The sequence below is a fragment of the Oceanisphaera sp. genome, from assembly GCF_052084945.1.
GTDB lineage: Bacteria > Pseudomonadota > Gammaproteobacteria > Enterobacterales > Aeromonadaceae > Oceanimonas.
This window is the reverse complement of record NZ_JBQDEX010000137.1, coordinates 1-5,994: the sequence shown is the minus strand read 5'-3', so window position 1 is coordinate 5,994 and position 5,994 is coordinate 1. Positions and strand designations below refer to the sequence as shown.

The 5,994-nt window shown below is 46.2% G+C and carries 3 protein-coding genes and 4 tRNA genes; 4 read left to right on the top strand and 3 right to left on the bottom strand.

What is annotated here, in order from left to right:
* Positions 1–102: 102 nt before the first annotated feature.
* From ACTHY5_RS10835 to ACTHY5_RS10825, 3 genes are read right to left on the bottom strand one after another with little or no spacing between them, the layout of a single operon-like run.
* Positions 103–3,177 (bottom strand): multidrug efflux RND transporter permease subunit, encoded by a 3,075-nt coding sequence (locus ACTHY5_RS10835; protein ID WP_441879515.1) that lies wholly within the window; start codon positions 3,175–3,177, stop codon positions 103–105.
* A 12-nt stretch (positions 3,178–3,189) separates the two neighbouring features.
* Positions 3,190–4,326, bottom strand: a complete 1,137-nt coding sequence (locus ACTHY5_RS10830; protein ID WP_441879513.1) for an efflux RND transporter periplasmic adaptor subunit — start codon at positions 4,324–4,326, stop codon at positions 3,190–3,192.
* 27 nt (positions 4,327–4,353) lie between these two features.
* Positions 4,354–4,920 (bottom strand): TetR/AcrR family transcriptional regulator, encoded by a 567-nt coding sequence (locus ACTHY5_RS10825; RefSeq protein ID WP_441879511.1) that lies wholly within the window; start codon positions 4,918–4,920, stop codon positions 4,354–4,356.
* Between the two features lie 222 nt (positions 4,921–5,142).
* Between ACTHY5_RS10825 and ACTHY5_RS10820 the strand changes: the two genes are divergently transcribed.
* From ACTHY5_RS10820 to ACTHY5_RS10805, 4 genes are all read left to right on the top strand, one after another.
* Positions 5,143–5,219 (top strand) — tRNA-Arg (locus ACTHY5_RS10820).
* A gap of 49 nt (positions 5,220–5,268) precedes the next feature.
* A tRNA-His gene (locus ACTHY5_RS10815) sits at positions 5,269–5,344 on the top strand.
* A gap of 35 nt (positions 5,345–5,379) precedes the next feature.
* Positions 5,380–5,464: transfer RNA gene (locus tag ACTHY5_RS10810), tRNA-Leu, on the top strand.
* A 78-nt stretch (positions 5,465–5,542) separates the two neighbouring features.
* Positions 5,543–5,619 (top strand) — tRNA-Pro (locus ACTHY5_RS10805).
* Positions 5,620–5,994: the final 375 nt, after the last annotated feature.

Genomic DNA, 5,994 nt, shown 5'->3' with positions numbered 1-5,994 from the left:
GTGTTCTTCCGTGGATTCCGTGGCGAAAAATTTTGATCAGTTAGTTTTACAGATTAGTATTAGTTAGGTTGGTATTAGGTTGGTTATCTTGTTGTGGCTTACTTAATGATTGCCTACCGTTTTAGGAGCTTGGTCTTCATCAAACTCGGGTAAAGGTTTGTGATTTGATGCCAAGAAGGTATAAATCACTGGCAGTACAAACAAGGTAAATAGCGTACCAATACTTAAGCCCGATACGATTACAATCCCCATCCCAAAGCGTGAAATAGCACCGGCACCCACTGCAAACAGTAGTGGGACTAAGCCGGCGACCATAGCCGCTGTGGTCATTAAGATGGCGCGCAAACGAATGCGTGCTGCAATACGAATCGATTCGTGACGACTGGCGCCGGCTAATTGCTCTTCTTTGGCCACCTCACACATTAAGATACCGTGCTTAGTGATCACCCCCACCAGCGTAATCAGCCCCACTTGAGTATAAATATTCATAGTGGCTAGCCCCCACGCCAAGGCGATTAACGCCCCAGAAATCGCGAGCGGTACCGACACCATAATAACTAAGGGGTCACGGATACTTTCAAACTGCGATGCCAACACTAAGAAGATGATAAACAGTGCCAGCAAGAAGGTCATATACAAGGCATTACCTTCACTAACAAACTGACGGGCACCACCTAAGTAGTCATGGCTGTAACCCTTAGGCAAATTGGCCGACACATCTTGCTCTAAGAAGTTAATGGCATCCCCCATAGATACCCCCGGCGTCAATACCCCACCAATGGTGGCTGAATTTAGCTGGTTGTAGTGAGGCAATGCACGTGGCTGAGCTTCCATGGTAATAGAAACCAGGTTAGACAGCGGCACCATATCGCCATTGGCTGCGCGCACATAGTAGTCTTTGATAGAGTCGGGGTTGAGACGATCTTTACGATACACCTGTGGGATCACCTCGTAACTACGACCATCTAAGTCAACACGGTTCACGTAGCCATCACTCATCATGGTCGACAAGGTAATGGCGATGTCTTGCATGGTCACACCATAAGCACCGGCTTTATCTCGATTTACCTCAATTTTCATGGTGCCTGAGTCAAAGGCCAAGTCCAGCTCGCTATAAACAAACAAAGGGCTGTTACTGATTTTTGTGAGTGCATCAGCAGCCACTTCATAGAGGCTTTCAAAGGAGTTAGGTGTGGTGAGTACATATTGCACAGGTAAACCACTTGAGGCACCGGGTAGCTCAGGAAACTCAAAGGCACTGATGGCAACCGCCGGAATGGATTGCAAGCCTGGAGTGACCCTGTCTATCACCGCTTTTTGGCCGTCACGTTGGCTCCAAGGCTTAAGTACCGCGACTGCCAAGCCTTGGTTGGGGTTAGGCACACCAGCTATGGTGAGTGAAGTGGCTAGACCATCTTCTTTATCTAATACCTCAACCGCCTTACGCATGTTGTTTTCGATATAATCGAGGTTGGCAGAGTTGGGAGCTTTGGCCATCATTAAGAAGGCGCCTTTATCTTCACTGGGTGCTAATTCGCTAGGAATAAAGTTAAATAGCACCGGCATAGAAGCAAACACCAAGACGGCAAAGGCAATGACCACAGCACGCTTCGCTAATACCGCATCTAACATGCTTGAATAGCGACGAGTCAGCTTATCTAAGGTATTTTCTACGCCACGTTCAAAGCGGTTAGGATTGCTGTGCGGTTTAAGTAGCTTAGAGCACATCATGGGTGACAAGGTTAATGCCACTATGCCCGAAATAAATACCGCCCCGGCAAGCGTTAGCGCAAACTCTTTAAACAGTGAACCAGTAATGCCATCCATTAAAGCAATAGGCGCATAGACTGCCGCCAAGGTGATGGTCATGGTGATTACCGGAACCGCTATCTCGCGGGTACCAATAATGGCCGCTCGGTAGGGTTCTTCACCAGCTTTTATATGCCGGTCGACGTTTTCTACCACCACTATGGCGTCATCCACCACTAGCCCAATGGCCAGTACCATAGCCAATAGTGTCATTAGGTTAATACTAAACCCAAAGGCACTCATCAAAATTGCAACGCCAATCAGCGATAGCGGAATTGTGATAATAGGGATTAATACCGCACGAAATGAGCCCAAGAACAGCGTGATCACGATAACAACGATTAATGACGCTTCAAGTATAGTTTTAACAACCTCACTAATAGACTCATTAATGGCATCGGTTGCATCATAAAGCAGCTGCATTTTAATGGTATCGGGCATATTGCTTTCAAGTTCAGGCAACATACCACGCACGTTTTCTGCTACATCTAGCGGGTTAGCCGATGGAGTCGGGTCCACACCAATTACGACCGCAGGTTGCCCATCTGCTAATGCGCGTACTACGTCATGACTTTTTTCGAGTGACACTTGGGCAATATCGCGCAAGCGCACCACAGCGTCATCGTGGGTGGCAACCACCAAAGATTCTAACTGTTCTGGGTTTTCTATTTGGGTGTTGATATCACTGTTATAAACCATGTAGTAACCGGTAGATTGACCGGCTGCTGCTTGGTAGTTATTAGCTTGTAATACCGACAATACTTCAGGTGCGGTCAGCTTATGTGCTGCCATACGCAGTGGGTCTAACCAAATGCGCAGCGCAAACTTAGCGCCACCAAACAGGTTGATCTTGGCAACCCCATCTACCGAGTAAAACTGCGGTCGTATAACGCGTTCTAAGTAGTCATTGATCTGAGATGCACTCAGCTCATCACTACTAAAAGCGATATACATAATGGAGGTCGAGGCCCCAGTGGTCATCTCTAAGCTGGGATCTTCAGCTTCTCGGGGGAGCTGAGAGCGCACCGAGTTTACCCGTGCCAAAATATCCGAAAGGGCAGCATTAGAGTCGGTGTTTAACTTCATTTGCACCGTAATGCTTGAGCTACCGTTACTACTGTTTGAGCTCATAAAGTCGATATTATCGGCCTGTGCTATGGCTTGTTCTAGGGGTTGGGTAATAAAGCCCTGAATTAAGTCGGCACTGGCACCATAATAGCCGGTACTTACGGTGATCACCGTATTGGTCATTTCAGGGTATTCGCGCACTTGCATTTTTTGCAGTGCTTGCAACCCCAATAGCACGATCAGCAAGCTGATCGAAATGGCCAATACTGGCCGTTTGATAAAAATATCAGTAAAACGCATCTGATTCTCCGCTTACAGCTGGGGTGCTGACTCTGGGGTGTCTAGCGCATCGCTTTCTACCAGCTTCACATGACTGCCGTTAGATAAGCGCACCTGGCCCGAGGTGACTATGGTCTCACCTGCTTTTAGACCTTTTACCACTCGCGCATAATCGTCTTCGCGCTCAGCCACTTCAATCACTCTTTGTTCGGCAATAAATAGGGTCTCTTCACCTTCTTTACTACTTTCTTCAGGCTCTTGCTCTGTAACTACATACACAGTTTGGCCATACAGAGTGAAGTTGATTGCCTGTTGGGGAACCAAAATTTGCTCAGTTTTCATTGGCAGTTTCACGTCTAATTTAGCAAACATACCAGAACGTAACTTACCTTCTTTATTGGGAATGCTCGCTTGTACTTGCACCACACCAGAACCTGGGTTTATTTGTGGTTCAATTGCCGTGATTTCGCCTTCAAAAGGAGTATCAGAGTAAGCATCCACAAAAATATTTAATGACTGACCCACAGCAATATCGGCAATACGTGTTTGTGCAATAGTAAAGCGGATGCGGAACTGACTAATATCTTCTAGGCGGGCAATGTCGCTACCTGAGTTCAAGTACTGACCCAAAAAGGCATTACGAATACCCATAACACCATCAAAGGGGGCACGAATGGTACGGCGTGCAATGGTGGCCTTAAATGAGTCAACCTGACCTAGCAGCTCTTGCTGGTTTGCCAGTGCTTCATCCAGTTGACCTTTAGATACCGAGCCTCTAGCGTATAACTGACGCATGCGCTTTAAGTTAGCTTGTACCGAAGGTAAACGGCCTTGAGCACTGCGCAAGTTGGCTTTTTCTACATCAGCATCAAGTTCTAACAGAGTGTCACCGGCTTTAACCGATTGACCAGACTCAAAGTGAATGGCACGCACTATACCTGCCGACTCATTACTGATATCGATACCTTGAATGGGCTCAATAAAGCCGATAGCTGCAATACGCGGAGTCCAATTTTCTGGTGTTATCTCTGCCGTGGTCACCGGGAAGCTAGGTATGGGTTGATTGGCAAAATATTCGCCCATCATCTTTTGTTTAAACAAGTTAAAGCCGATGACGCTGCCGAAGATGACGATTACCAGCAACAACATGGACAGTGTCCATTTTTTCATTAGTTTACTCCCGCAACTTATTAATAATTAACGTTTAAGAATGGCGTTCCAGCTGGCATCAAGCAATTGTTGATACAATGCATCATCAAGCTCAATACACCCTTTAGTGCACTTCTGTGTTAGCAGCATTAAATTTTCTAGGGCTAAAAAGCCCAATAACTCGGCCGGCATATCGCGAAATAAGCCGCTGACCCGACCCGACTCAAAAAACTCATGTACTGGTTTAAAGTAGCGCTCATCCATTTGCTGTTCTTCTTCTCGATTAAACAAAGGAGAGGCTTCATACTGCATTCGATAGCAAAGGCTATCGGGGCTTGCTTGCAAGTAGCGCATAGTGTTAAACCAAAGCGTACAAAATTGCTTGTGACTTGGTTGTTTAGCATCTACGCCTTGCAAAATAGCCGCTGATGCACCGCGTAGCCGTTCTTCATGCAGGCAACGCAATAGCATTTCTTTGTCGGAAAAATAGCGATAGATAGTGCCAGTGGCGACATTAGCTTGCGTGGCGATTTTTTGCATTGAGATGCCATGAAAACCTAGACGGGCAATCAGCGCTTCAGCCGAGCTTAAAATACGTTCACGTTTATCAGGCATACATTACCGTTATAAGTATAAAAGATTTATGAATGAACGTTCATTCATTTTTAGGATTTTAGGTCTTTTCATCTATAAGTCAATTGCATCACTAGCGTGAGGGCCTATCTCTAAGTAAAAAAGCAACAGTTTGTTGATAAAGTAACCATGTAGGCATTTATTAATAAATAGTGCTGGACAATAATCTGGCTTAGCCTTAGTATTCGCAGCGTCCAAATGCGAGCGCCCGTAGCTCAGCTGGATAGAGCGCTGCCCTCCGGAGGCAGAGGTCACAGGTTCAAATCCTGTCGGGCGCGCCATCTAGTATGCGGACAAGCTTAGTATGCTAAGCAATATAAAGTAGTAATGGTGACTGTAGCTCAGTTGGTAGAGTCCCGGATTGTGATTCCGGTTGTCGCGGGTTCGAGCCCCGTCAGTCACCCCAATTTCAGGTTACGGCCTGGGAGCAGTATAAAATGTGCGAGGGTGGCGGAATTGGTAGACGCGCTAGCTTCAGGTGTTAGTGCCTTCGGGTGTGGGGGTTCAAGTCCCCCCCTTCGCACCACTGCTTCAATAAACTTGTGATTGCACTCTAACGGAGTACAATACAAAAAGTTAAAGAACAAATTTAAAGATAATATTTCGGCGTTTAGCGCAGCTTGGTAGCGCATCTGGTTTGGGACCAGAGGGTCGCAGGTTCGAATCCTGCAACGCCGACCAATTAAAAAACCAGCTCTAGCAGCTGGTTTTTTTACGTCCAAAATCCAGTTAGCACAAACTCTTTAGCGCAGCTTGGTAGCGCATCTCATCACTTAGGAATAAGCGGGGCCAGAGAGGGTGTGTTCGCAGGTTCGAATCCTGCAACGCCGACCAATTAAAAAACCAGCTCCAGCAGCTGGTTTTTTTACGTCTGCAGTTTAATTATGCTGAGTTTTAGATATTTAGTTTTTAATACCAATCTGTAAAACTAACTGATCAAAATTTTTCGCCACGGAACCCACGGAACAATAGAGATAAGATCTGAAAAAGACTTTATAGGGTAAGAGCCAAACACCCAACTATTAGTAGGGGAGCCCTTACCATTACAGTATTTGA

Excerpts from the sequence above, each read along its gene's own strand:
- ACTHY5_RS10825 (WP_441879511.1), bottom strand. The coding sequence starts at position 4,920 with ATGCCTGATAAACGTGAACGTATTTTAAGCTCGGCTGAAGCGCTGATT.
- ACTHY5_RS10830 (WP_441879513.1), bottom strand. The coding sequence starts at position 4,326 with ATGAAAAAATGGACACTGTCCATGTTGTTGCTGGTAATCGTCATCTTC.
- ACTHY5_RS10835 (WP_441879515.1), bottom strand. The coding sequence starts at position 3,177 with ATGCGTTTTACTGATATTTTTATCAAACGGCCAGTATTGGCCATTTCG.